The sequence below is a fragment of the Curtobacterium sp. 18060 genome (genome assembly GCF_902706105.1).
Classification (GTDB): Bacteria; Actinomycetota; Actinomycetes; order Actinomycetales; family Microbacteriaceae; genus Curtobacterium.
Genome location: NZ_CACSJV010000002.1, coordinates 202,677 through 226,367, shown reverse-complemented (window position 1 = coordinate 226,367; position 23,691 = coordinate 202,677). Strand labels below are relative to the sequence as shown.

Sequence of the window (23,691 nt, the reverse complement as noted above, 5' to 3'; positions counted from 1 at the left end):
GACGGGGTCCTTTCAGTGGGCGTTCATGAACGCATCGAAGACGGCGACCGTGCCGAGCGGGTTCTCGATCTGGGGGCCGTGGTAGCTCTCGGCGATCACCTCGTACGACGCACCGAGACGCGACGCCATGTCCGCCTGCCACGGGATCGGCCAGGCGCCGTCCCAGACGCCGTGCGCCACGAGCACCGGCAGTCCGGTCGCGCGGAGTTCCTCGGTGGTGTCGGCGCGGTCCTCGAGGATCGCCGCGCCGCCGAGGACGCTGAGGACGCTCGTGTGGTCGAAGCGTTCGCGGACCATCCGGGCGTCGTCGGGGAGTTCGGCGTCGGGGCGGCCGGCCCAGAGCGGGTTCTGCGCGTCGAACAGCGCACGGTTGGAGCACGTGTCGGCGACGATCGTCTTCTCGGCGGCCTTGCGGTACGACCAGCCGTGCGGGCCGGAGCAGAACATCGTCACGTCGCGGAACGACGTCGGCGAGGCGATCGCTGCGGCGCGGACGATCACGCCGCCGAGCGAGTGGCCGATGAGGTGGACCGGAGCGCCGCCGTCGAGCAGTCCGGCGACGCGGACGACGTCGGCGGCCTCCTGCTCGAGCGTGTACGCCGTGCGGTCGTCGGGCGAGACCGAGTCGGCCTGTCCACGGCGGCTGATCGCCACCGCCGACCACCCGGCGTCGCGGAGGAGTGGCAGGAACGTGCGCCAGTCCTCCTTGGAGCCGGTGTAGCCCGGGACGATGAGCACGACGCCCTTCGACACCCCGGACGGCACGATCCGGTACGCCGTGAGGCGGCCGATCGGCAGGTCGATGCCGACGACGTCGACACCGTCCGGCGTCGGCAGGTGGCCGAACGCCGGCACCGCCGGGAAGTCGTGCAGCGTGGTCACAGCCGGCCCTCCGCGAGGGCGCGTCGGGGGTTCGGCACGGCGTCGAGCAGGGCGATCGTGTACGGGTCCCGCGGGTTCTGCAGCACCTCGGCGGTCCGTCCCCGCTCGACCACGGCACCCTCGTGGAGCACCATGATGTCGTCGGTGATGAGCCGCGCGCTGAGCAGGTCGTGCGTGATGTAGAGGAGCGAGACGCCCCACTGCTCGCGCAGGTCCTCGAGCAGGGCGAGCACGCCGGCGCGCAACGTCACGTCGAGCATCGAGACCGGCTCGTCGGCGATGATCACCTGCGGGTCGGACGCGAGTGCCCGGGCGATGACGACGCGCTGCCGCTGCCCACCGGAGAGCTGGTGCGGGAGCTTCTGCGCGAACTGCTCGACCGGGGTCAGGCCCACGGTCTCGAGGAGCTCGAGCACGCGGCGACGGGCGTCCTGCCCCGTCAGGTCCGTGTAGTTCGCGATCGGGCGGGACAGCGTGTACTCCACGGTGTGCAGCGGGTTGAGCGCCGCGTACGGGTCCTGGAACACCATCTGCACCTCGGAGCGGAGGTCCCGCAGGCCTCGCTTGCCCAGGCGTGCGACGTCGAGGTCGCCGAACCGGACGGTGCCGGTCGTCGGCTTCTCGACCCCGGTCAGGAGCTTCGCGATGGTCGACTTGCCCGAACCGGACTGGCCGACCAGGGCGAGCGACTGCCCCGGCTCGAGGGTGAACGACACGTCGCGCACGGCCTGCACGGGTTGCTCGCCGCGGCGCGGCGCCGGGTAGGTCTTCACGATGTTCGAGACGACGATCGGGTTCTTCGCCGCCGAGCGCTCACGCGACCCGACGGTGCTGAACGACGACGTGGCCTCCTGCCGCTTCTCGCCGGACGTCGCGCGCTGCGACCGGTCCGGGAACCCGGGCAGGGACACGATCTCGGCCCGCGGGTCGGCGTAGTGCGACAAGAGCATCTGCGTGTACTCGTCCTGCGGGTTGCGCAGGAGCTCCTTCGAGCCGCCGTCCTCGACGATGCGGCCCTCGTGCATGACGAGCACGCGCTCGGTGGCCTCGAGCACGATGCCGAGGTCGTGGCTGATCAGGATCGCCGTGAAGCCCTCGGACTGCTGCAGCTCGATGATCGTGTCCATGACGGCGTGCTGCACGAGCACGTCGAGTGCCGTGGTCGGCTCGTCGAACACCATGAGCTGCGGTTCGAGCGACAGGGCCAGGGCGATCGAGACACGCTGCCGCATGCCGCCGGAGAGCTCCCCGGGGAACCGGGCGAGCATCGACGTCGGCAGCTTCACCTTCTCGATGAGCTCCTTCATCCGGGCGTCCCAGCGGTCGCGCGACACGTGGCCGTGGGCCTTGAAGATGTCGATGAAGTGGTTCCGGACGGTGCGCACCGGGTTGAGCGCGTTCATGCCGGACTGCAGCACCATCGCGAAGCCGCCCTGGCGTTGCTGCCGGAGCGCTTCCTCGTCGAGGTCACGGATGTCGTGACCGTTGAAGACGATGCTGCCGCCGTTCGTGCGCGCCGGCGGCTTCTGCAAGCGCGTCAGCGCGTAGCCGAGCGTCGACTTGCCGGAACCGGACTCACCGACCAGGCCGACGAACTCGCCCTTCCGCAGGCTGAACGACACGTGGTCGACCGCCTGGACGGCCGTCTGGCCGGCCGATTCGTACACGACCGACAGGTCGCGGACGTCCAGCAGGACGCCCTGGGCGTCACCACCGTCGGACGGGAGGCCCGTGGCGGCGCCGTCCCGCGCCTCCAGGCCGTCATCTGCGTACGTTCGCGAGCCGCTCATGCGGTCGCCTCCTTGCGCTTCGGGCGCGCGCCTTCGCGCAGCCGCGGGTTGGACACGGCGTCGACGCCGAAGTTGATCAGGGTGAGGCTCATCGCGAGCAGCGCGATGCAGAGGCCGGGGGCGAAGAGCAGGATCCACTGGCCGGTGAGCAGCGCGTTGGAGTTCTGCGCCCAGTAGAGGATCGTGCCCCAGCTGACGATCGACGAGTCGCCGAGCCCGAGGAACTCGAGGCCCGCCTCGGCCAGGATCGCGCTCGTGGCCGCCCCGAAGAACGAGCCGACGATGAGCGAGGTCATGTTCGGCAGGATCTCGCGGAACACGATGCGGGTCGCACCGTCACCGGAGAACTGCGCGGCCGTCACGAAGTCGCGACCACGCAGGGACTGCGTCTGGCTGCGCAGGACGCGTGCGCCCCAGGCCCAGCCGGTGACGACGATCACCGCGATGATGACCGCGATGCCGCCGTTCTGCAGGTACGCCGCGATGACGATCATCAGGGGCAGGCCCGGGATGACCAGGAACAGGTTCACGATGAAGCCGATGACCTCGCCGATCCACCCGCGGACGTAGCCCCAGCTGAGGCCGATCGCGACGGCGACGAGCGTCGACAGGATGCCGGCGACGGCACCCACCATCACGGAGATCCGTGCGCCGTAGATGATCTGGGACAGGACGTCCTCGCCAGCGGCGGTGGTGCCCATCCAGTGGTCGGCGGTCGCGTCGGCGGACCGGGCGAACCCGTTCTGGCTGGCACCGTACGGGGCCAGGAGCGGCGCGAAGATCGCGACCAGCACGAACACCGCGAGGATGATGATGCCGATCCGGGCCTTCGAGTTCGACCAGACGACGCCGAACTGGCGGGCGGTGCTCTTCCACTTGGAAGGAGCCTGTTGTTCGTCGGTGTCCTGGGTCCGGACAGCGACAGTGGCGTTGTTGGTCATCGGCGCGTCCTCGGGTCCAGGACGCCGTACATGACGTCCACGATGAAGTTGGCGATGAGCACCGACACGGTGATCATCAGGAAGAGGGCCTGCATCAGCGGGTAGTCCTGCCCGATGACGGCGTTGAACAGGAGGTAGCCGATGCCGGGGTAGCCGAAGACCTGCTCGACCAGCACCGAACCGCCGACCACGCCACCGAGTGCCAGACCGAAGCCGGTCAGGTTCGGCAGGATCGCGTTCCGCGCCGCGTACCGGACGGCCACGGTGCGGCCGCGCAGACCGTTCGCCTCGGCGAAGGTCACGTAGTCGTCACCGAGCGTGTTGATCATCGCGTTGCGCATGCCGATGATCCAGCCGCCGAGGCTCGTCACGAGGATCGTCACCGCGGGCAGCACCGCGTGCTGCAGGGCATCGGCCGCGAACGCTCCGTTGAGCCCCGGGGTGGTGGTCGCCGAGTAGGCGCCCGTGGTCGGGAACCAGTGCAGCACGTAGCCGAGGAAGAACAGCAGGAGCAGGGCGGTCCAGAAGTACGGGAACGTCGACATGAACGACCCCGACAGCGTCGGGAGCGAGTCCAGCCAGGTGCCGCGCTTCCACGCCGCCGCGACGCCGATCAGGGTGCCGAGGACGAACGCGAGGATCGTCACGACGCCGACCAGGATGAGCGTGTACGGCAGGGCCTTCGACACGAGGTCGCCGACCGGCTGCGGGTAGAACGTGTAGCTCACCCCGAAGTCGAGCGTGACGACCTGGTGCAGGTAGTTGACGTACTGGTCCCACAGGTTGCCCGTGGGGACGCCGAGCTGGGCCTCGATGGCCTTCTTGGTGGCTTCGGTGACGGGGCCGTTCTGGCTGAGCTTCGCCAGCGCGGCGTCCGACGGGCTGCCCGGCATGAGGCGCGGGAGCACGAAGTTCAGCGTGACCGCGGCCCAGAGGGTCAGGACGAAGAGGACGAGTTTCTGGAGGATGTACTTCACTTCTGGTCCTCTTGCTGCTTCAGGATCTCCTGGCCGGCTGCGCTGTCCCGGAGCCGGAGCTTCGAGAAGATGAGCAGCGGTGCGGAGTCGTAGTTCTGCGGGGCCATGTACGGGTCCTCGGCGCTGGGCCAACCGACGAACTTGCCGGTGTTGAACAGCCCCCAGAGCCCGCCGTAGTACATGCCGATCACGGGCAGTTCGTCGTACACGATCTCCTGCAGCTGGTTCAGGATCTCCTGCTGCTTCGCCGTGTCCGTCGTCGCCTTGTACTCGTCGAGGAGCTTCTGGGTGTCGGCGTTCTTGTAGCGCTCGTAGTTGTTCACCGTCGACTTGCCGACCGGCTGGTAGAAGTCGCTGCTGAGCAGGGAGTTGAACGCCTGGTAGACGTCACCGTTGCCCATGCCGCCCATCGCCATGTCGAACGTGCCGTTGTTGATGTTCTGCTGGTAGCCGGCGGGCTGTGGTGCCTGGATCGTCACCTTCACGCCGATGGCCGTCAGGTCGCGACGGACCTCCTGCGCGGCACGGAGCCAGTCCGAGTAGCCGTTCGCGGTCATGATGGTGATGGACAGCTGCTTGCCGTCCTTCATGATCTTCCCGCCCTGCTCGGTCCAGCCGGACTTCGCGAACGCGGCCTTCGCAGCGTCGACGTCCTGCGTGATCATGCCCTTGTCCGGGATGTCCGGGTTGAGGTACTTCTCCTGGTTCGGCAGGATCAGGCCGGTCTGGCCCGCTGCCGCCAGGTTGCCCTCGGACGCGGTCTCGGCGATGTCGTCACGGTTCAGCGCGAGCGAGATGCCCTTGCGGACGTTGACGTCGTTGTACGGGGCCTTCGTCAGGTTCGGGATGAGGCCGATCACGCCACCGGCCGGGAACCACCACTGGTTCGTCTTCGACGCGGCGCCCCAGGTGCCCTTGACGTCCGAGATGAACGAGTACGCCCAGTCGTAGCCGCGGGTGACGGTGTCGAGCTGCGTGTTCGTCGCCGGCAGGATGAGGTGCTTGATGGCGATCTTGTCGGCCTGCCAGTACGTCGGGTTCTTGTCCATCGAGTACTGCTGGTCGGTGTAGTTGCCGAGCACGAACGGGCCGGTGCCGACCGGGTTCGGGTCGCGGAACGTCGTGGGGTCCTTCACGCCGCCCCAGTGCTGCTCACCGAGGATGTACGTCGCGCCGATGATGTTCAGGCTCGGCACGTCGTCGCTCTTCAGGTGGAAGACGACGTGGTCGCCGTCCACCTCGATGCTCTTGATGTGCTGCCAGGCGCCCTTGACGTCCATCGCCGGGAACTTCTTCAGCAGGTCGAACGTGAAGGCGACGTCCTTCGCCGAGAACGGTGAGCCGTCGGACCACTCGACGCCCTGGCGGATCGTCATGTCGATCGTGCTGGCGTCCGGCTGGCTCCACTTGCTGGCGAGCCACGGGGTGCCCTTGCCGTCGAGGGGGTTGATCTCGATGAGCGGCTCGTACATCCACTTGGAGGCCGTGCGGGCGTTCGCGATGTACGGGTTGAAGTTGCGGTCGAACAGCGGGTTGCCGTGGTCCGCGTTGATGAGCATCGTGTCCTTGCCGATCGTGGGATCGGGTTCGGACCGGACCTGGATGCTGCAGCCGGTGGCCATGAGGGCCACGGCTGCGAGCCCGGCGATCGCCGCGACGAGGCGTCCGCGTCGTCGGGTGCTGCCGGGGCGCGTTCCGGGAGCGCGGGTCCCGGGGTCGCGCTTGCCGCGCGTGCGCTGTGGGGGAAGCGTCATTGCTCGGTCGACCTCCGTGTCGAATCGGTACTGGGTCAATGTATGCGCTTACATCGCGTCGCGCAACACCGGGGTTCCGTGCCGGGGTGGTACGTAGGCGCGGGCGGCGGCAGCGAGGGTCGGAGCGAGGGTCGCTGCGCACGGTGCGCGTTCCGTCGCAGGGTGCGAGGCTGCCCGCTCCGTGCGCGGTTACAGGCCCGCACCGGGCGGTCAACGTCGCACGGGATGACCAAAGCCGCACGGTGCGGACGCACCGCCGCGCCGCTCGCAGCACCGCTCGCCGCGCCGCTCGCCGCACCGCTCGTCACAGCGCCGGCGGGCAGCTCTCGCGCAGCAGCACCTCGACCGGCAGCCGGACGGCGCGCGGCGGCCCCTCGCGGTGGTCCAGCCGGTCGACGATCGCCCGCACCGCAGCACGCCCGAGCTCCCCCATCGGCTGGTGCACGGTGGTGAGCCGCGGCGACGAGAAGCGCCCGGCGTCGATGCCGTCGAAGCCGGTGACGACGACGTCCTCCGGCACGCGCAGGCCCCGGGCGGTGGCGGCGTCGAGCACCCCGAGTGCCGACTGGTCGTTCGAGCACACGATGGCCCGGGGCACCTCGTCCGCCAGCAGCGTCGCCGCCAGCTCCCGCGCCCGCGCCCGGCCGAAGTCGCCGTGCACCACCCGGACCGACGACGCCAGCACCCCGTGGTCTGCCAACGCTGACCGGAAGCCCGTCGAGCGCTCCATGTCGTCCGGCGAGTCGATCGGGCCCGCGACGTACGCGAGCGACCGGATGCCGAGCCGCCCGATCACGTGCGATGCGAGCGTCCGCATGCCGGCGCTGTTGTCCACGCTCACGGAGTCGAACCCGTGCGACCGCCGGTCGTCGGCGAGCACCACGACCGGGATCCGACGGGCGACGTGCTCGAGCAGGTCGTCCGGCACGGTCTGCGCGAGCACGGCGAGGCCGTCCACCCGGCCGGCGACGTCGTTGACGATCACGTCGCGCGACGACCCCCGACCGGCGGCGACCATGAGCGCGAGTCCGCGCTGCCAGGCCTCGGTCTCGGCGCCGCGCAGGACCTCGTCGAAGTACAGGTTCGAGGAGAACGGCTGGGTCACGTGGCGGCGGTCGTCGACCACGCGGACGCCCCCGTCGGTGACCAGGTCCGGCCGTTCGTCGGGTACCACGTCGAACCCGGGCAGCAGCAGTCCGACGACGCCGGTGCGCTTGCCGGCGAGGGCTCGGGCGTTGCCGGAGGGGACGTAGCCGAGGCTGCGGATCGCCGCCTGGACGCGGTCCCGGGTGCCCTCGCGGACGGCGTCCGGCGTGCGGAGCACGCGCGAGACGGTCGCGATCGAGACGTTCGCGGCACTGGCGACGTCGTAGACCGTGGGAGGTGCGGTACGTGGTGCAGCCAAGCCGTGCCTCCCGTCCGACGTCCGCTGGTGCGCACCGGGGCGGCGCGGCCGCACCATCCTAGGCACGGTCCGTGACGGCACTTCTCCACATGTGACGAAAGCCCTTGCGGCGGCCGGAGCGACCGCGCGACACTGTCACGACCTCAGTACGTCCCGTGAGGAAGCGCACCGGCGGGCAGGATGCCCGCGCACACCACGATGCCCACACGCAGGGGAAGGACACCGACATGTCACAGGCGACACGATCCGGAAGCAAGCTGGCGAACCGCGCGAGCCACGACGAGGCCGAGGTGCGCGACGCGCTGCTCGAGCGCACCGACGGCGGCGGTTCGACGTTCGACCAGCTCGACGCGACGGAGGAGCGCGCGGACCGCCCGTAGCGGGTCACGTCCGGCGTCGACCGGGCGACGGCCAGGAGGCGCGGACCGGCACCTGCTGTCGGGTCGCGTCTCCGGGGCGGTCGCGTCCAGTGCCCTGCTCGCGTCACGGCGGACCGCGTCACGCGCCGCGCGTCACGCGCCGCGCGTCATGCCGGGCCCCGGGGTTCGTGCTCCGTCAGGTCACGCGGTTCGCGTCAGCGCTCGGTGGCCCCGACGATCGTCATGCCCGCGCCGCGCAGTCGGCGGCGCTCCTGTGCGATCCAGCCGAGCAACCGGTCGTTCGTCCCGGCGACGTGCGCTGCGACGAGCCCGGCCGCACGGTCGGCGTCGCCGTCGCGCACGGCGTCGATGATGGCGCTGTGCTCGTCCCACGCGGCGTCGCGGGCCTCGGGCGTGCGTACCTCGATCCACCGGGTGCGCTCGAGACGGGTCAGGGCATCGGCGATCGCGTCGGTGATGAACCGGTTGCCGCCGAGCGCCGCCAGGTCGAGGTGGAACGTCGAGCCCATCCGGATGCCGGCTTGCTGGTCGGGTGTCGGGCGCAGGGCGTCGAGGTGCCCGCGGACCTCGGCGAGCTGTTCGGCGCTCGCCCGCTCGACCGCGAGTCGGGTGGCGGCGGGTTCGAGCACGCCCCGGAGTTCGGCGAGCGAGGCGATCTCGTCGAGGTCGATCGGGGTGACCGTCCACGAGCGCCCCTCGTGCAGGATGAGGCCCTCGCGCTCGAGCCGCGACAGTGCGGCACGGACGGGGGTCCGCGAGGCGTGGAACCGTGCTTCGAGACCGCGCTCCGAGATGCGCTCGCCCGGCGCGATGTCGAGCGTCAGGATCGCGGCACGCAGGTTGTCGTAGAGCTGGGCCGTCTGCGACACCGGGGTTGCATCGGTCGTGTCGGTCACGGCCAACAACTCTAGCGGGGACACCGCCGGAATGGTATACCGTTGTGGTATACCAATTGCTTCCGACATGAAACGATGCGAGCCACCACGATGACCGCGACCGCCGCACCCCCGACGCCCACCACGATCGGCCGCCGAGCGTGGACGATGCTCGCGCTCGGGGTCGCCGCGCAGGCCGCCGGGACCCTGGTGGTGACGGCTCCCGCTCTGCTCATCCCGTACCTGCACGCGAACGGTACGTCCCTGACCGTGGCGGGCGTCCTCGCCGCCGCGCCGACGTTCGGCATGGTCCTGACGCTCATCGCCTGGGGCGCCATCACCGACCGGATCGGCGAACGGATCGTGATCGCCGGCGGACTCGTGCTGACGACCCTCGCGGTGGTCGGGGCATGGCTCGCCGCGGGCGACCCGGTCCTGCTCGGGCTGGCCTTCCTGCTGGGCGGCATGACGAGCGCGTCGACGAACGCCGCGAGCGGCCGGGTCGTCGTGGGGTGGTTCCCGAAGGAGCGGCGCGGGCTCGCGATGGGCATCCGGCAGATGTCGCAGCCGCTCGGGGTGACGCTCGCGGCCGTCACCGTGCCGCAGCTCGCCGAGGGGTCCGGGATCCGCGCGGCCCTCGTCCTGCCGATCGTCCTCTGCGCCGTGCTCGCGGTGCTCTGCGCCGTCGGCATCCAGAACCCGCCACGACCGGCCCGGCACACGGCACCGGCCGACGCGACGGCGAACCCGTACCGGGCGAGCGGGTTCCTGTGGCGGATCCACGCGGTGTCGATCCTGCTCGTGGTGCCGCAGTTCACCCTGTCGATCTACGGGCTGGTGTGGCTCGTCGGGCTGGGCTGGTCGACGGCCGCGGCAGGGCTGCTCGTCGGGGCGTCGCAGTTCGTCGGGGCGATCGGGCGGATCCTGGTCGGGGTGTGGAGCGACCGGGCCCGCTCACGCGTCGGACCGCTGCGGATCGTCGTCGTGAGTGCCGCCGTCGTGATGGGGCTCCTCGCGCTCGTCGACGTCACGCACCTGGCGGCCGGCGCCGTGTTCCTGGTGATCGCGACGAGCGTCACCGTGGCGGACAACGGGCTGGCCTACACGTCGGTCGCCGAGGCGGCCGGGCCGTTCTGGTCCGGTCGCGCCCTCGGCACGCAGAACACCGGGCAGTTCATCGCGGCGAGCGCCGTCGGCCCGGGCATCGGCGCGTTGGTGACGGCGCTCGGGTTCGCGGCGTCGTTCGGCATCGTGGCCGTGCTGCCGCTGCTGGCCCTGCCGCTGGTCCCGCGTGCGGACCGGTCGCACGACTGACCCGCGCGATGCACTGTAGGAACGGGCGTACCTGGTCGAAAGAACTGACCAGGTACGCCCGTTTCGATAAGGTACGCGCGCGGCTCGCTAGGCGGGGACGACCGGACCCACCGGCCAGCGCAGCAGCGCGGCGGCGGGAGCGCCACCGGGCAGCGATGCGGCGTTGACGAGCACGAGCTCGGCGTCGGTCAGGACCGCGGCCCGCACGAGCGCGCACACCGCCGGCACCGCCCCGATGACCGGCGTCCCCGCGGCCTGCTCCGGCGCGGTGGCGACCCACGGCGCCCCGGCGAGCGCGAGCAGCGTCCGGTCGCCGATGGCCACGGCGTCGAGGGCGACGGTCGCGCCCTGGGCCTGCTGCAGCGCCTCGACGACGGGTCCGAGGCCGGTGACGACCTGGTTGTCGCCACGGCCGACGTGCGTGCGGAGCGAGTCCTCGAGGTCGTGACGGCGGGTGGCGACGACGCGGGCGAGTGCGGTCTCGACGTGCTCGACGAACGCCTGCTTCGAACCGGCGTCGGCGCGCGGGTCGCCCGGGAACACCGAGACGAGTGCACGGGTCTCGGACGAGAGTGCCTTCACCAGCAGCTCGCGCGCGGTGACGTCACCGGCGACGACGACGAGTCCGGGGCGGATCGTCCGCACGGCCTCGTCGACGGCGGCAGCGGTCTCCGACGAGTTCTGCTTCCAGATCTCCTCGGTGTGCTGCTGCCAGTGCGGCTGCTTCCACCCGGTGCCGGCCTTGGCGTAGTGCAGGGTGTCGTTCCGGCCCGCCACCTGCTGCTCGGACGCGTCGGCCGCGACCGGGGCGTGCCCGAGGCGGTAGGCGCGGAACGCCCCGCCCTCCTTGCCGGCGTGGACCACCAGGAACGGCAGGTCGACGGGACGGTGGGCGACGAGCGGCACGAGGTCCGGCACGGCTCCGACGCCGACGGACTCCGATCCGTGCAGCGGCCCGGGCAGGACCTCGCTCAGCACGACCTCGCCGTCGTGCACGAGCACGTACCGGGTGACGGGCGAGGGGACACCGGGCTCCTGCTCGAACTCGGTGGCGACGGCGTCGACGACCTCGTCGGACGCACCCTGTGCCCGGAGCCCTTCCTCAACACCGCGGAGCTTGAGCGCCGCCTGTCGTCGGGGATCCTCGACGTTGCCGGAGACGTCGGCGTAGGCCCAGGCCCAGGTGCCGCCGCCCTCCAGTCGCTCTCCCAGGATCCGGTGCAGTTCGCTCGTCGCGTTGGTCGACGTCATGGCAGCTCCTCTCGGACGGTTGCCGGAGCCGATGAGCTCCGGCGCTCTCACGTGCGACCACACTCCACCTCGCCGCCACCGGGCGTCCACAGTCGGGAGCGAACACCCAGGCGCGAATCTGCAACGACGCTCGGTTTTGTGGTTGGCTGACCTGGACCCCGAATCGACGACGAACCGGAGTGCGGCAATGACGCCACGACCACGACCCATCTCCAGACGACAACTCCTGGGCTTCGGCATCGGCACGGCGGCGGCAGGACTGCTCGCCGGCTGCGCGGTCCCCGGTTCCACCAACGTGAACAAGGCCGCCCTCGTGCCGGCCGCCGCGTCGGGCGAGACCGTCCAGCTCACCTACTGGGCCTGGTTGAAGGACCTGCAGAAGGTCTGCGACGTCTGGAACAAGACGCACCCGAACATCCAGGTGTCGGCGAACTGGATCCCCGGTGGCAACAGCGGCGGGTACCAGAAGATGTACTCCGCGCTGGCGGCCGGCGGCGGTCCGGACATCGGTCAGGTCGAGCTGCGGCAGATCCCCGAGTTCATGCTCGCCAACGGTCTCGTCGACCTCGCCCGCTACGGCGCGAAGGACTTCGAGTCCAAGTACGACGAGGCGGCGTGGGCGCAGGTGTCCTTCGTCGACGGCATCTACGGCATCCCGCAGGACACCGGCCCCATGGGCTTCTACTACCAGACCGCCCTGCTCGAGCAGGCCGGCGGTGAGCCCCCGACGACGTGGGACGAGTGGCGCGAGCTGGCCGAGAAGGTCCGGAAGACGGGCAAGCAGAACTACCTCGAGGTGTTCCCGGTCTCGGACGCGTCACCGTTCGCCGCGTACGCACAGCAGGCCGGCGCCCGCTGGTTCAAGGTCGACGGTGACGAGTGGGTCGTCGACATGACCGACGACAAGACCCTGATGGTCGCGGACTTCTTCGACGGGGTCATCGACGACAAGCTCGTCGACACCAGCGCCGGTGCGTACTCCCCCGGCTGGTACGCCTCGGCCGCGAGCGGCAAGATCGCCGCGGTCACGAGCGCGAGCTGGGGTGACGCCCTGATCGAGTCCGTGCAGGGCGGCGAGGGCAAGTGGAAGGTCGCCCCGATGCAGAAGTGGGGCGCCGACGGCTTCGGCTCGAGCGCCATCGGTGGTTCGACGGCGGCGGTCCTGGCGAACGCGAAGCACCCGAGGGAGGCGCTCGAGTTCATCACGTGGATGACCACCTCGAAGGAGGGCATCGACGCGATGATCAAGCACTGCGGCATCGGCTGGTCGCCCGCGGTCGACTACATCGGCAAGCAGCGTGAGCAGCCGTCGAAGTGGTTCTCCGGCCAGAACTACAACGAGGACGTCTTCGTGCCGGCCTCGAAGGAGCAGAACATCGACTGGTCCTGGTCCCCCGTGACCCAGTCGGCGTTCACGAGTCTGCAGAACCAGTTCCGCCGCAAGCTCACCTCCGGCCTCAAGCTCTCCGACGCGGTGGAACTCGCGCAGCGGGAGATCGTCCAGTCCTTCAAGGACAAGGGCCTCAGCGTCAGGACGGCACGATGAGCCAGCAGACCAGCACGCGACCCGCCTTCCGCACGAGCACGAAGGCCACGAGTGCGCAGAAGCGTGCCCCGTGGATCCTGCTCGCGCCGTTCCTGGCCCTGTTCCTGCTGACGTTCATCATCCCGATCATCAGCGCCCTGTTCCAGTCGTTCACGACCGTCGACCGCGAGGGCCTGTTCGGCGAGGACGGCGTCGTCGGCAAGTTCGCCGGCTTCGACAACTACGCGATCGCCCTGCAGGACTCCGGCTTCGTCGCCTCGATCGGCCGCATGCTGCTCTTCGGCATCGTGCAGGTCCCGGTGATGATCATCGCCTGCACGATCCTGGCGCTGCTGCTCGAGTCGGCGAGCGCCCGCTGGCCGGGCTTCTTCCGGGCGATCTACTTCATGCCGTACGGCGTCCCCGGCGTCATCGCGACGATCCTGTGGTCGTTCCTGTACGTGCCCGGCCTGTCGCCGATCGTGTCGCTGCTGCAGTCGATGGGGCTGCAGCCGGACTTCCTCGGCGCGAACAGCGTGCTGTGGTCGATCGCGAACATCGTCACGTGGACCTACACGGGCTACAACATGCTCATCATCGTGGCCCAGCTGAAGTCGATCCCCGGCGAGGTCTACGAGGCCGCCAAGATGGACGGTGCCGGCCCGTTCCAGGTCGCGTGGCGGATCCAGATCCCGCTCATCGCGCCGGCCCTGGTGCTCACCACGGTGTTCTCGATCATCGGCACGCTGCAGCTCTTCGCCGAGCCGCAGATCCTGTCCACGGTCGCCCCGGCGATCGACACCGAGTACACGCCGAACTACGCCGCGTACACGAACGCGTTCGCGTTCAACGAGTACGGCGTCGCGAGTGCGCAGGCGGTCATCATCGCGCTGGCCGCGTTCATCCTGTCGTTCGCGTTCCTCGCGTTGACGAACCGCGCGCCGAAGGACGAACGCGACCGGCGCAAGCGCGCCAAGCGTGACGGCCTGGAGGCCCGTACCGCGCTCCAGACGCGCGCTGCGGCGGGCAGCACCGGTACTTCCCAAGCCGCACCGGGCCTCCAGGCCAGGTCCGGTCTGCAGAACGGAACGAAGGGGGCGGACGCATGACCAGCGAAGCCATCGAAGCGCCGGCCACGGCGAAGACCGCCGTCCCCGTGGACACCACGTCGATCTCGGCGCACCAGCGCCGCAAGCTCGACCGGTCCCCGCGCTCGCAGATCGTCGTGACGGGCATCCTCGTCATCGTCGCGCTGTACTTCCTCGTCCCGCTGTACTGGGTCGTCATCGCCGCGACGAAGACGACCGGCGCGCTGTTCTCGACGAACGGGTTCTGGTTCGGCGGCGAGTTCGCACTGTGGAGCAACCTGCAGCAGGTGTTCACCTACGACGGCGGCATCTTCGTCCGGTGGATCGCGAACAGCATCCTGTACTCCGGCGTCGGTGCGGTCCTGGCGACCTACTTCGCCGCGGCCGGCGGGTACGCCCTGGCGAAGTACGACTTCAAGGGTCGGCAGTTCGTGTTCGGCACGATCCTCGGCGGAGTGCTCGTGCCCGGGACCGCGACGGCGCTGCCGCTGTTCCTGCTGTTCTCGACGCTGGGCCTGACCGACACGTACTGGAGCGTGCTCATCCCGAGCCTCGTCTCCCCGTTCGGCCTGTTCCTGTGCCGGGTGTACGCAGCGGCGTCGGTGGACACCACGCTGCTCGAACAAGCACGCATCGACGGTGCCAGCGAGCTCCGGATCTTCCACACCGTCGTGCTCCGGCAGATGACCCCGGCCCTGGTGACCGTGTTCCTGTTCCAGGTCGTCGGCATCTGGAACAACTTCTTCCTGCCGCTCATCATGCTGGCAGACCAGAAGCTGTACCCGATCACACTGGGGTTGAACAACTGGCGCTCGCAGGTCGACCGCCTGCCGGAGTTCTACCAGCTCACCACCGGCGGGGTGCTCGTCTCGGTCATCCCGCTCGTCATCGCCATCATCGTCCTGCAGCGCTTCTGGCGCGGGGGCCTCACGGAAGGATCGGTCAAGGGTTGACCAACTCCGCACTCGACGACCTCCACTCGACCTCGCCGGGTTCGGCATCACGGCTCCCCCCGCGGGCCGCGCTCCACACCGACGCACCGTCGCTCTCGCTGAACGGCGACTGGCGCTTCCGGTGGTCGCCGGTCGCATCGGTGTCCGACGCGTTCGCCACCGACGCCGCCGTGGAGGACGACCCCGCGTGGGGCGAGCTCCCGGTGCCGTCGCACTGGGTGCTGCACGGGCACGGGTCGCCGAGCTACACGAACCTGCAGTACCCGTTCCCGATCGACCCGCCGCACCCGCCGGACGAGAACCCCACCGGTGACCACCGGCGGACGTTCGAGCTGCCGGCGTCCTTCGCGGCCGCCGGTCGGGTGCTGCTGCGGTTCGACGGGGTCGAGTCGCACTTCCGGGTGTGGCTGAACGGCACGCTCGTGGGCTGGTCGACCGGGTCCCGCCTGGCGACCGAGTTCGACGTCACGCAGCTGCTCCGTCCGGGGTCGAACGACCTGGCCGTGCGGGTGCACCAGTGGTCGGCGGCCTCGTACCTGGAGGACCAGGACCAGTGGTGGCTGCCGGGGATCTTCCGCGACGTCACGCTGCTCGCCCGTCCGACGGCGCCGATCGACGACGTGTTCGTCAGGGCTTCCTGGGCGCCCACGTTGGGCAGTGCCGCGACGGCCGGGACGGCTGCGTCCGGACGCCCGGCGACCGGCAGCGGGACCATCACGTTCCCGACGCTGGACGCTGGCTTCCCGGTGCGGTTCGCGGTGCCCGACCTCGGCGTCGACGTGACGTGGGCGACGGCCGACGAGGTCACGCCGATCGAGGTCGAGGGCGTCGAGCCGTGGAGCGCGGAGCTGCCGAAGCTGTACGACGCGACGGTGTCGACCGGCACGGACGCCGGCGGTGCCGCCGGTGGCGAGACCGTCTCGTTGCGGCTCGGCTTCCGCACCGTGTCGATCGAGGGCGACCGGTTCCTGGTGAACGGCGAGCGCGTGGTGTTCCACGGCGTGAACCGGCACGAGACCCACCCCGTCCGCGGCCGCGTCTTCGACGAGGAGCACGCCCGCGCGGACATGGCGCTCATGAAGCGCAACAACGTCAACGCGATCCGCACCTCGCACTACCCGCCGCACCCCCGCGTGCTGGACCTGGCCGACGAGCTCGGCTTCTGGGTGATCCTGGAGACCGACCTCGAGACCCACGGGTTCATCTTCACCGGCTGGGTCGGCAACCCGTCGGACGACCCGGCCTGGGCGGACGCCTACCTCGACCGCGTCGCACGGACCGTCGAGCGGGACAAGAACCACCCGTCCATCGTGATGTGGTCGCTCGGCAACGAGTCCGGCACCGGCCGGAACCTGGCGGCGATGTCGCAGTGGGTGCACGACCGCGACGCCGAGCGCCCCGTGCACTACGAGGGCGACTACACGGGCGAGTACACCGACGTGTACTCGCGGATGTACCCGTCGCTGCAGGAGACCGAGTCCATCGGCGGCGGCACCCCGACGCCCCTGCTCGGCTGCGGCCCGGCCGAGGCCGCACGGCAACGCTCGAAGCCGTTCATCCACTGCGAGTACGTCCACGCGATGGGCAACGGCCCCGGCCAGATCGCCGAGTACGAGGCCCTGGTCGACCGGTACCCGCGCCTGCACGGCGGGTTCGTGTGGGAGTGGCGCGACCACGGACTCCTGGCGCAGACGGCGTCCGGCCAGGACTACTACGCCTACGGCGGCGACTTCCACGAGGTCGTGCACGACGGCAACTTCGTGATGGACGGCCTGGTGCTGCCCGACGACTCCCCGACCCCGGGGCTCGCCGAGTTCGCGGCCGTGGTCGCGCCGATCCGCCTGGCGGTGTCGGACACCACGATCCTGGTCGAGAACCGGTACCACTCGGCCTCGACCGCCGGGCTGCGGTTCTGCTGGACCCTGTCGCGGAACGGCGTCGTCGAGGCCTCCGGTCGGTTCGCCGCCGGTGTGGTGGCCGCCCGCGAGTCGGCGACCGTCCCGGTGCCGTCCGAGGTGCTCGACGCGGCCACCGCCGAACTCGCACCCGGCGACGAACTCTGGCTCGACCTGACCGCCGAACTGGCGGGCCCGACCGCGTGGGCGGACACCGGCCACGTCGTCGCACGCACCCAGCGGCTCGTCGCGAGCCGTGTGGCGGACGCACCACGGGCCTCCCGGCAGGGGTGGGACGGCGACCGTCTCGGCGTCGGGACGTTCTCGGACCGCGGCGACCTGGTGTCCTGGAAGGGACACGAGGTCGCAGGACCCCGCCTGGAGCTCTGGCGCGCCCCGACCGACAACGACCGCTTGGCGTCGCAGGGCGGCTACGAGACGGCGGACCCGGTGCTGACGCACGGTGTCGGTGACCCGGACGCTCCCCCGTCGGCCTCGCGCTGGCGGGACCGTGGTCTGGACCGGCTGAGCCACCGCCTGGTGTCGGTGGCACGGACCGACTCCGGCCTGGAACAGCGGGTGCGGGTGGCGGCGGCGAACAGCGGGTGGGGCCTCGAGGTCACGCACCGCTGGACCCTGACGTCCGACGGGCTCGTGCTGCAGACCGACGCGGTGCCGTTCGGGGCGTGGGACGTCACCTGGCCGCGGATCGGGGTGCGGTTCGACCTGCCGGCCGGGTTGGCCGACGAGACGGCCACGTGGTTCGGCACCGGACCGCTCGAGTCGTACGCCGACTCGTCGCACGCTGCCCGGGTCGGTCGGTTCACCGCTCCGGTGCGGTCGCTCGGGGTCGAGTACTCGCGGCCGCAGGAGACCGGGCACCGGCCTGCGCTGCGCTCGTTGTCCGTCGGGCCGTTCACGGTGTCGACCGTGGGGTCGCACCGTGCGGGCTTCACCCTGTCGCCGTGGACCGCGCAGCAGATCGACCGCGCCGAACACCCGTACGAGCTGCCGACGTCGGACCACCTGTACCTGTACCTCGACGCGGCACAGCACGGGCTCGGCTCCCGCGCGTGCGGCCTCGACGTGCTGCCGGAGCACCAGCTCTGGCCGCAGGCGTTCTCGTGGAGCGTCGTGCTGGCGTAGGGGTCGGGTCGGGTCGGGTCCGGCTCGTCCGCGCCCCGCTGTCGTCGTCGCGCCCCGGCTCTTCGGGGCGCGACGACGATCACGGGGCGCGATCTGTCGACTGCGCCGCGACCGCGCTACGCGTCGGCGGACAGGGCGCGCAGGGCCTCGGGGTCGCTCGCGTTCAGGAAGTCGGTCAGACGCTCGGGCTCGCCGGGCTCGTCGATCGCCTCGGCCGCACGGCGCAGGGCGAACAGGGCACGGAGCACGCCCCGGTTCGGCTCGTGCGCCCACGGCACCGGACCGGCACCGCGCCAGCCGGCCTTGCGCAGGGCGTCAAGCCCGCGGTGGTACCCGACACGGGCGTAGGCGTACGACTCGAGCGCCGCGCCACGCTCCCAGGCCTCGTCGGCGAGCAGGGCCCACGCCAGGCTCGACGACGGGTGCGACACCACCACGCTGGCGACGGGGGCGTCGGCGGCGAGTGCCGCGGTCACCTCGGGTTCGGCGGGCAGCAGGGTCTCGGGGTTCGTCGACGGGTTCGGCAACAGGTTCTCCGGCATGCCCCCAGCCTGTCATCCCTTGCGCGTCCCCGTGGCCGGGATTACCGTGGGAGGCACCTCGTCGTCATCACGAGGCCCCCGGGGCGGGAGACCGACCGGCGGCACGGATGGCGGACACGGGGGTCCCCGACGGAAGAAGACGGATTGCTGTCGATCACCGGTTCTGCTCAGCCCACGCGCTGACACCGTGATCGCGCGCCCCGTCGGGCGCTCCACCGCACAGCGGTGGGTTCGGTGTCGTGCGCCCAGCATCGACACCGGGAGGCATCCCCATGCCCAGCAGTCCATCCGTCGTCCTGCACGACGTCACCTTCGCCTGGCCCGACGGCACCGTCGCGCTCGACCACCTCACCGCCGCCTTCGGGCGTGGCCGGACCGGCCTGGTCGGGAGGAACGGGGCCGGCAAGTCCACGCTGGTCCGGCTCGCGACCGGTCGGCTCCACCCCACGTCGGGTACCATCTCGACGTCCGGCCCCGTCGACCACCTGCCGCAGCGCCTCGCAACGGGGATCGACGACGCCGTCGCCGACCTGCTCGGCATCCGGTCGACGCTCACCGCACTCCGGGCCGTCCTGTCCGGTGACGCGTCCCCCGAGCACTTCGAGGCGGTCGGCGACGAGTGGGACCTCGAGGAACGGGCCGCCGCCGCGATCGCGAGCGTCGGACTCGACGGCGCCGACCTGGAACGCCCGGTGTCGACGCTGTCCGGCGGGCAGTCCGTGCTCGTCGCCGTCGCCGGGGTGCGGTTGCGCGGCCGTCCGATCGCGTTCCTCGACGAACCGACGAACAACCTCGACCGTCGGGCACGAGGGCTCCTGCTCGACCTGGTCGACGACTGGCGCGGCACCCTCGTGGTGGTCAGTCACGACCGGGAGCTCCTCGAGCACGTCGACGAGACGTGCGAGCTCCGCGCCGGTGCGATGACCGTGTTCGGCGGGACGTTCAGTGCGTTCGAGGAGCACGTGGCCGTGCAGCAGGCGGCCGTCGAACGGGAGGTCCGGGTCGCCGAACAGCGACACCGCACCGAGAAGCGGCAGCGCATCGAGGCCGAGACGAAGATCGCCCGGCGAGCGCGCGCCGGGGTGAAGGCCGTCGAGAACATGCCGAAGGGCTACGCGAACGAGCTGCGGAAGAAGGGCGAGCAGACCGCCGGCCGACTGCGCGTCGGGTACGCGGACGACGAGGCCGCTGCCCTCGAGACGAAGCGGGAGGCACAGCTCCGGCTGCGCGACGACGAGTCCATCCACGTGACCCTGCCCGACCCGGACGTGCCGGCGTCACGGCAGATCGCGACCGTCACGGTTCGCGGGCGGGACGTGATCGTGCAGGGGCCGGAGCGGATCGCCGTCACCGGGGACAACGGCGTCGGCAAGTCCACCCTGCTCGAACAGCTCGTCGGTGCGCCGGAGGCCCGGGAGCACCCGCTCCCCGACACCGGTGCCGTCGCCCACGTCGAGCGGATCGCGTACCTGCCGCAGCGGAAGGACACCCTCGACGACTCCGCCACGGTGCTCGACAACGTGCGACGGGACGCCCCGCACGTCGCCGTCGCCGAGGTGCGGAACCGCCTCGCGAAGTTCCTGGTGCGCGGCGACACCGTCGACCGGCTCGCCGGGGCGCTGTCCGGCGGGGAGCGCTTCCGGGTGGCGTTGGCGAGCCTGGTGCTGGCCGACCCGCCGCCGCAGTTGCTGGTGCTCGACGAGCCGACGAACGACCTCGACCTGACGAGCGTCGACCAGCTCGTCGACGCGCTGCGGGCCTACCGCGGCGCGCTCGTCGTGGTCAGCCACGACGAGACGTTCCTCGACCGACTCAAGCTCGACGCGCGCATCGAGCTGTCGTAGCCCGCTGTCAGCGCCGTCGGGTCGGTCGGATCGCGAGCGACTCGACGGTGCCGCGCTCCGGCAGGTCGACGACCGTCCGGACGGCGGCGGCCACGTCCTCCGGCGCCAGGTAGTACGCGGTGTCGTAGTCCTCGCCGAGCTTCTCGGTCAGCGCCCGCTGCATGTCCGAGTCCGTCCGGCCCGGGTGCACGCTCGAGACCCGGACGCCGTTCGCCCGTTCTTCTTCGCGCAGGGCATCGGCGAAGGCCCGCAGTGCGAACTTCGACGCCGCGTACACACCACCGCCGGGGCCGGAGTGGAACCCGGAACCGCTGTTGATCGGCACGACGATGCCCCGAGCCGCCCGGAGTGCCGGCAGCGCCACCCGGGTGAGCTCGGCGACCGCGAACAGGTTCGTGGCGAAGACCTGCTCCCACACGGCACGCGGGGTGTCGGCGATGGTCGTGCCCTGCTCGACACCGGCGGAGTGCACGAGCACGTCGAGCCGGTCGGGCAGCGGCGGCAGGTCCCCCGCGCCGAGGTCACCGACGAACGGCACGGCGCTCGGCAGCTCGGCGACGAGGGCGTCCACTGCCTCGGCGTTCCGCCCGCCGACGAACACGTGGTGGGTGCGACCGAGGTCGGTCGCGATCGCGCGGCCGATGCCGCGGGTGGCACCGGTCACCAGGGCGACCGGACGGTTCTGGAGCTGTTCTGTCGTCACGTGGGCCAGCCTACGGAAGCCGGGCCGGGCCTCCTGTCCGGTTCCGCGATCTGTGGAGAACCGTCACCGCGACGACCATCGCGACCACCAGGACGGCCACCGCCGCGATGCCCCAGGGCGAGCCGGCCAGCGCGGCGACGACCGCCCAGAACACCGCGAGCCCGACGGTGGCGTAGAGGAAGGCCCACGCGACGCACCCCGGCACCATCGCGATCGTGTAGCGCCACCACGCCACGCGGGCGAGCCCCGCGGCCGCGTTCATCACCGTCTGCAGCCCGACCACCACGAAGCTCACCGTCACCACCGGCAGGCCCCAGCGTTCGAGGAGCACTGAGCCGCGGCGGACCGCCGGCGAGTGCAGCCAACGACCCCAGCGGGAGCGCGAGGCACCCGTCACTGCGAGACGCGCGACCCAGTACGTGGCCTGCGCACGGCAGAACACGATCACGAAGAGCGCGAGGACGAGCTGCCAGAACGGCAGCCCGTCGAGGAAGGCGGGCACGGTCGCACCGTAGCGCGCCGACCCCCGCGGACGCCTGGAGTAGACGCGCCGCGTGCTCGAGGACCCGGTGGCACATGACAGCCGTCGTTCGCAGTGGGCGCAGATCGCCGACCTCGTGGCGTACACGGTGAACATCCACCTCAACCGGCACCCACGCAACGCGTTCGGATGAAATTGGTACGACCAGCACCTGCGACCCCTGGACCGAAACGGTGCGCCGTTGCACGTGCCCGGAGAAACAGCTAGACCCGCCTGATCCACGAGAGTGGGGCGGGTCCGCTGCACCAGTTTACCGGATTCGGTCAGTCGCCGTCGGCGCCCTGCCGGATCCTGATCCCCTCGAGGACGTCCTGCGCGCGCTTCTCGTCCTGCTTCTCGATCTGGCGGGTGTCGCGCTCGGGGAGCTGGATGTCCTCCTCCGCACGGATGCCGGCCTGCAGCTGCCGGCCGCGCTCGAGCTCGGCGTCGAACTCGGCACCGAACAGCAGCGCGTTGTTCGTGATCCAGAGCCACAACAGGAACACGATGACCCCACCGAGGGAGCCGTACGTGGCGTTGTAGTTCGAGAAGTTGGCGACGTAGAACCCGAAGCCGACGCTCGCGATGATCAGGATGAGGATCGCCAGAATCGACCCACCGCTCACCCACCGGAACTTGGGCTGCTTGACGTTCGGCGCCCAGTAGTAGAGCACCGCGACGACGATGATCGCGACGACGAGCAGGATCGGCCACTGCACGATCAGCAGGACCGTCGCGGCGGCGTCGCCGAGTCCGATGACGTCGCCGAAGCTCCGCGCGAGCGGGCCCGAGACGAGCACGAGCAGGCCGATGACGAGCATGACGACGGTGAACACCGTCACGCCGAGCATGGTCGGGCGGAGCTTCCAGATCGGTCGGCCCTCGCGGACGTTGTAGATCCGGTTCATCGCCCGGCCGAAGGCGCCGACGTACCCGGAAGCCGACCAGATCGCGCCGACGATGCCGACCACGAACGTGATGCCGGCGGCGGGCGACCGGACGAGGCCCTCGATCGGCTCCTTCAGCAGGTCGACGACGCTCTGCGACCCGACGTTGCCGATGATCGTCAGCAGGGAGTCGATGGTCTGCTGAGGGTCGGACACGAGGCCCAGGATCGAGACGATCGCCAACAGTCCGGGGAAGAGCGCGAGCACGGTGTAGTAGGTCAGGCTCGCCGCGAGGTCGGTGCACTGGTCGCCGGTGAACTCGCGCAGGGTCTTCTTCAGCGTGTAGACGAGCGTGGGCTTGGTGAGGTCGGTGGGGCTGTCCGGCTTCCGGGAGTCGTCCGGGTCCGGCTTCTGCTGCTCCTGCGCCATCGGACTACCCCCGCGCCTTCAGGGCCTGCTTCGACCGCTTCACGGCGGCCTTGCGGTTCTTGTTCGCCCGTCGCTGGACCGCGGCGATGCCGGTCTGCTGCTTCACGCGGGCCTTGTGGGCCGGGTCACGGTCCAGCGCTTGCTCGGCGGCCTTCGCCCGGGCCTTGCGACCCTTGCGGCCGGACTGTGCCTGCTCCTTCGCCGAGGGGCCGTCGCCGCGCGCGCCGAAGGGCAGCAGCGCGGTGAACGCCGAACTTGCCGGTGGCGTCGCCAGGTGTCCGGCGGGGCGGTTGCGCAGCGCGACGCCGAGGACGATCGCCGCGACACCGGTCAGCCCGGTGATGCCCATCGCGACGAGCGGGGTCGGGTCACGGTGCCAGCGCTGGCGGGTCTTCGCGGCTGCGAGCCGTGCCCGCGCCGGGAGGTTCGCACGGCGCTTGAGCTCGATGACGGTGTCGGTCATGCGCTCACGCGTGCGGACGTTCGCGAGTTCGAGCTCGGGGAGACTGTCCTTGGCCATTCCCCAGTTTCTACACGGTGGGGCCGGGGGCGCGCCCAGATGGCCGCGGTGAGGCCTCCTGCTCGGTGTC

20 protein-coding genes are annotated in these 23,691 nt (G+C 70.7%); 7 read left to right on the top strand and 13 right to left on the bottom strand.

What is annotated here, in order from left to right; translation table 11 throughout:
* Positions 1-12: 12 nt before the first annotated feature.
* The 6 genes from GVL05_RS02460 to GVL05_RS02435 form a co-directional block, all read right to left on the bottom strand.
* A complete protein-coding gene (locus GVL05_RS02460) occupies positions 13-882 on the bottom strand; it encodes an alpha/beta fold hydrolase (protein WP_159571002.1) in 870 nt (289 codons plus the stop codon).
* On the bottom strand, positions 879-2,672 hold the full coding sequence (locus tag GVL05_RS02455) for an ABC transporter ATP-binding protein (protein ID WP_235035808.1): 1,794 nt from the start codon (positions 2,670-2,672) through the stop codon (positions 879-881). The genes GVL05_RS02460 and GVL05_RS02455 overlap by 4 nt, the downstream gene beginning before the upstream one ends.
* Positions 2,669-3,613 carry an ABC transporter permease gene (locus tag GVL05_RS02450; protein WP_131847635.1) on the bottom strand — a complete coding sequence of 315 codons (945 nt, stop codon included), beginning with the start codon at positions 3,611-3,613 and terminating at the stop codon, positions 2,669-2,671. The genes GVL05_RS02455 and GVL05_RS02450 overlap by 4 nt, the downstream gene beginning before the upstream one ends.
* Entirely contained in the window at positions 3,610-4,590 is a 981-nt protein-coding gene (locus GVL05_RS02445; protein WP_111085432.1) for an ABC transporter permease, read from the bottom strand. The genes GVL05_RS02450 and GVL05_RS02445 overlap by 4 nt, the downstream gene beginning before the upstream one ends.
* Entirely contained in the window at positions 4,587-6,344 is a 1,758-nt protein-coding gene (locus tag GVL05_RS02440; protein WP_235035807.1) for an ABC transporter substrate-binding protein, read from the bottom strand. Before GVL05_RS02440 ends, GVL05_RS02445 begins: the two co-directional genes overlap by 4 nt.
* Positions 6,345-6,648: 304 nt before the next feature.
* A complete protein-coding gene (locus GVL05_RS02435) occupies positions 6,649-7,749 on the bottom strand; it encodes a LacI family DNA-binding transcriptional regulator (protein WP_235035806.1) in 1,101 nt (366 codons plus the stop codon).
* Positions 7,750-7,976: 227 nt separating this feature from the next.
* On the opposite strand from GVL05_RS02435, the gene GVL05_RS02430 reads away from it, so the two are divergent.
* Positions 7,977-8,129, top strand: a complete 153-nt coding sequence (locus GVL05_RS02430) for a hypothetical protein (protein ID WP_159570996.1) — start codon at positions 7,977-7,979, stop codon at positions 8,127-8,129.
* Positions 8,130-8,323: 194 nt separating this feature from the next.
* Here GVL05_RS02430 and GVL05_RS02425 read toward each other — a convergent pair whose 3' ends face one another.
* Complete coding sequence (locus GVL05_RS02425; protein ID WP_235035805.1) at positions 8,324-9,025, bottom strand: GntR family transcriptional regulator; 702 nt, start codon at positions 9,023-9,025, stop codon at positions 8,324-8,326.
* A 90-nt stretch (positions 9,026-9,115) separates the two neighbouring features.
* Here GVL05_RS02425 and GVL05_RS02420 point away from each other — a divergent pair, with 90 nt between their 5' ends.
* Positions 9,116-10,318: an MFS transporter gene (locus GVL05_RS02420; RefSeq protein ID WP_159570985.1), complete on the top strand. Its 1,203-nt coding sequence runs from the start codon at positions 9,116-9,118 to the stop codon at positions 10,316-10,318.
* An 87-nt stretch (positions 10,319-10,405) separates the two neighbouring features.
* Here GVL05_RS02420 and GVL05_RS02415 read toward each other — a convergent pair whose 3' ends face one another.
* A complete protein-coding gene (locus GVL05_RS02415) occupies positions 10,406-11,569 on the bottom strand; it encodes a hypothetical protein (protein ID WP_123293507.1) in 1,164 nt (387 codons plus the stop codon).
* Positions 11,570-11,756: 187 nt separating this feature from the next.
* Between GVL05_RS02415 and GVL05_RS02410 the strand changes: the two genes are divergently transcribed.
* From GVL05_RS02410 to GVL05_RS02395, 4 genes are read left to right on the top strand one after another with little or no spacing between them, the layout of a single operon-like run.
* On the top strand, positions 11,757-13,115 hold the full coding sequence (locus GVL05_RS02410; RefSeq protein ID WP_159570982.1) for a sugar ABC transporter substrate-binding protein: 1,359 nt from the start codon (positions 11,757-11,759) through the stop codon (positions 13,113-13,115).
* Positions 13,112-14,203 (top strand): carbohydrate ABC transporter permease, encoded by a 1,092-nt coding sequence (locus GVL05_RS02405; protein WP_123293505.1) that lies wholly within the window; start codon positions 13,112-13,114, stop codon positions 14,201-14,203. Before GVL05_RS02410 ends, GVL05_RS02405 begins: the two co-directional genes overlap by 4 nt.
* Positions 14,200-15,135, top strand: coding sequence for a carbohydrate ABC transporter permease (locus GVL05_RS02400; protein ID WP_111085425.1), 936 nt, complete (start codon positions 14,200-14,202; stop codon positions 15,133-15,135). Before GVL05_RS02405 ends, GVL05_RS02400 begins: the two co-directional genes overlap by 4 nt.
* Positions 15,132-18,176: a glycoside hydrolase family 2 TIM barrel-domain containing protein gene (locus GVL05_RS02395; RefSeq protein WP_159570980.1), complete on the top strand. Its 3,045-nt coding sequence runs from the start codon at positions 15,132-15,134 to the stop codon at positions 18,174-18,176. Before GVL05_RS02400 ends, GVL05_RS02395 begins: the two co-directional genes overlap by 4 nt.
* Before the next feature lie 116 nt (positions 18,177-18,292).
* Here GVL05_RS02395 and GVL05_RS02390 read toward each other — a convergent pair whose 3' ends face one another.
* Positions 18,293-18,718 carry a DUF3151 domain-containing protein gene (locus tag GVL05_RS02390; protein WP_131881275.1) on the bottom strand — a complete coding sequence of 142 codons (426 nt, stop codon included), beginning with the start codon at positions 18,716-18,718 and terminating at the stop codon, positions 18,293-18,295.
* A gap of 272 nt (positions 18,719-18,990) precedes the next feature.
* On the opposite strand from GVL05_RS02390, the gene GVL05_RS02385 reads away from it, so the two are divergent.
* Positions 18,991-20,562 (top strand): ABC-F family ATP-binding cassette domain-containing protein, encoded by a 1,572-nt coding sequence (locus GVL05_RS02385; protein ID WP_159570977.1) that lies wholly within the window; start codon positions 18,991-18,993, stop codon positions 20,560-20,562.
* A 7-nt stretch (positions 20,563-20,569) separates the two neighbouring features.
* Here GVL05_RS02385 and GVL05_RS02380 read toward each other — a convergent pair whose 3' ends face one another.
* The 4 genes from GVL05_RS02380 to GVL05_RS02365 all read right to left on the bottom strand — a co-directional run bounded on the left by GVL05_RS02380 (position 20,570) and on the right by GVL05_RS02365 (position 23,621).
* Positions 20,570-21,265 carry an SDR family oxidoreductase gene (locus GVL05_RS02380; RefSeq protein ID WP_131844733.1) on the bottom strand — a complete coding sequence of 232 codons (696 nt, stop codon included), beginning with the start codon at positions 21,263-21,265 and terminating at the stop codon, positions 20,570-20,572.
* A 10-nt stretch (positions 21,266-21,275) separates the two neighbouring features.
* Positions 21,276-21,767, bottom strand: a complete 492-nt coding sequence (locus tag GVL05_RS02375; RefSeq protein WP_159570975.1) for a DedA family protein — start codon at positions 21,765-21,767, stop codon at positions 21,276-21,278.
* 302 nt (positions 21,768-22,069) lie between these two features.
* Positions 22,070-23,101: a YihY/virulence factor BrkB family protein gene (locus tag GVL05_RS02370; protein WP_159570972.1), complete on the bottom strand. Its 1,032-nt coding sequence runs from the start codon at positions 23,099-23,101 to the stop codon at positions 22,070-22,072.
* Between the two features lie 4 nt (positions 23,102-23,105).
* The gene (locus tag GVL05_RS02365) at positions 23,106-23,621 is read right to left on the bottom strand and encodes a hypothetical protein (RefSeq protein ID WP_159570970.1); all 516 of its coding nucleotides are present in this window, start codon (positions 23,619-23,621) and stop codon (positions 23,106-23,108) included.
* Positions 23,622-23,691 lie beyond the last annotated feature (70 nt).

Excerpts from the sequence above, each read along its gene's own strand:
- GVL05_RS02455 (WP_235035808.1), bottom strand. The coding sequence starts at position 2,672 with ATGAGCGGCTCGCGAACGTACGCAGATGACGGCCTGGAGGCGCGGGAC.
- GVL05_RS02450 (WP_131847635.1), bottom strand. The coding sequence starts at position 3,613 with ATGACCAACAACGCCACTGTCGCTGTCCGGACCCAGGACACCGACGAA.
- GVL05_RS02440 (WP_235035807.1), bottom strand. The coding sequence starts at position 6,344 with ATGACGCTTCCCCCACAGCGCACGCGCGGCAAGCGCGACCCCGGGACC.
- GVL05_RS02430 (WP_159570996.1), top strand. The coding sequence starts at position 7,977 with ATGTCACAGGCGACACGATCCGGAAGCAAGCTGGCGAACCGCGCGAGC.
- GVL05_RS02420 (WP_159570985.1), top strand. The coding sequence starts at position 9,116 with ATGACCGCGACCGCCGCACCCCCGACGCCCACCACGATCGGCCGCCGA.
- GVL05_RS02415 (WP_123293507.1), bottom strand. The coding sequence starts at position 11,569 with ATGACGTCGACCAACGCGACGAGCGAACTGCACCGGATCCTGGGAGAG.
- GVL05_RS02410 (WP_159570982.1), top strand. The coding sequence starts at position 11,757 with ATGACGCCACGACCACGACCCATCTCCAGACGACAACTCCTGGGCTTC.
- GVL05_RS02405 (WP_123293505.1), top strand. The coding sequence starts at position 13,112 with ATGAGCCAGCAGACCAGCACGCGACCCGCCTTCCGCACGAGCACGAAG.
- GVL05_RS02400 (WP_111085425.1), top strand. The coding sequence starts at position 14,200 with ATGACCAGCGAAGCCATCGAAGCGCCGGCCACGGCGAAGACCGCCGTC.
- GVL05_RS02390 (WP_131881275.1), bottom strand. The coding sequence starts at position 18,718 with ATGCCGGAGAACCTGTTGCCGAACCCGTCGACGAACCCCGAGACCCTG.
- GVL05_RS02385 (WP_159570977.1), top strand. The coding sequence starts at position 18,991 with ATGCCCAGCAGTCCATCCGTCGTCCTGCACGACGTCACCTTCGCCTGG.
- GVL05_RS02370 (WP_159570972.1), bottom strand. The coding sequence starts at position 23,101 with ATGGCGCAGGAGCAGCAGAAGCCGGACCCGGACGACTCCCGGAAGCCG.
- GVL05_RS02365 (WP_159570970.1), bottom strand. The coding sequence starts at position 23,621 with ATGGCCAAGGACAGTCTCCCCGAGCTCGAACTCGCGAACGTCCGCACG.